A 928-nucleotide genomic window follows, 5' to 3' on the forward strand; every position below is an offset into this window, starting at 1 on the left:
TGCGACAGACCTCGCGATCGTATGCACCCGACCCCGAGACCCTGCACCGCTGCCCTGCGTATCTCCCAGGTCCAGCCGATCCCGACCCCCGTCCAGGGCGTGAGCGATGGCCGAACCTGGCGAGACGATTTCTCGTCACTGACGCAAATAGGGGAAAAGCCGCATGACCAATTCACAGGGAACCGAGGGAACCCAGGGAACCGCCAACGTCAGCCCGAAGGCCGAGCTGGAGGCGCGCCAGTCTGCGCCAGTTCGGAACTGGACAGCTCTGGCCAGATAGGAACCCGATCGCGCCCGCTGGCGAGCCGACCCGACCAATTTGGCGCAAGTTTTCAGCAAAATGGCTTGGCGCAAGAAGAAGGCGATGCGCCAAGCAATGGCGCAACTGCGCCAAACCCATTCACCGAGTGCTTGATGTGCATTCATCAGCCGCAGGATCTGGATCGCGAAGCCATCGAGCTGAACAAGGCCAGCGCAGACGCTTTGCCGATGACCTTTGTGGACTACGCCGAGCTGGTCTGGAAGCGACTCGACGGCGGACAGACCCAGCAAGCGGTGGCCGATGGGATCGGGTGGAGTCGGACCGCCGTTGCCAACTATGCGTCGCTCAAGGCGATCGATTCTGAGGCGTGGAAGATTGTCACCACATATCAGCAAGCGGTGACAAATGACGAAGATGACGTGGTGACATCGAATGTCACCACGGTGACACCATTCACCGAGCGCCTCCTCCGCGAAATCCTCGACCTACAGCCAGGCCAGCAACTAGACCTGTGCCGGTTGCTCGCGAAGGGCAAGGATCGCAAGGGTCACAAGTTCGGGAAGGCCGATTTCAAGGCTGGAGCTGAGCGCTACCGGGCGCTCAATGCGCTTGAGAAGGAAGCTGGCGCACGCTTGGCTGTCATCCCTGACGCCGAGCAGTACGGCC

Annotated in this window: 1 protein-coding gene; it reads left to right on the forward strand. The window is 61.2% G+C overall.

All coding sequences use genetic code 11. The annotated features are described in order from the left end of the window. Positions 1-345 precede the first annotated feature (345 nt). The coding region (locus CKO23_RS24900; RefSeq protein ID WP_200336252.1) for a hypothetical protein at positions 346-928 on the forward strand (583 nt) is incomplete at its 3' end.

Source organism: Thiocystis violacea (assembly GCF_016583565.1).
In the GTDB taxonomy this organism is placed as follows: domain Bacteria; phylum Pseudomonadota; class Gammaproteobacteria; order Chromatiales; family Chromatiaceae; genus Thiorhodococcus; species Thiorhodococcus violaceus_A.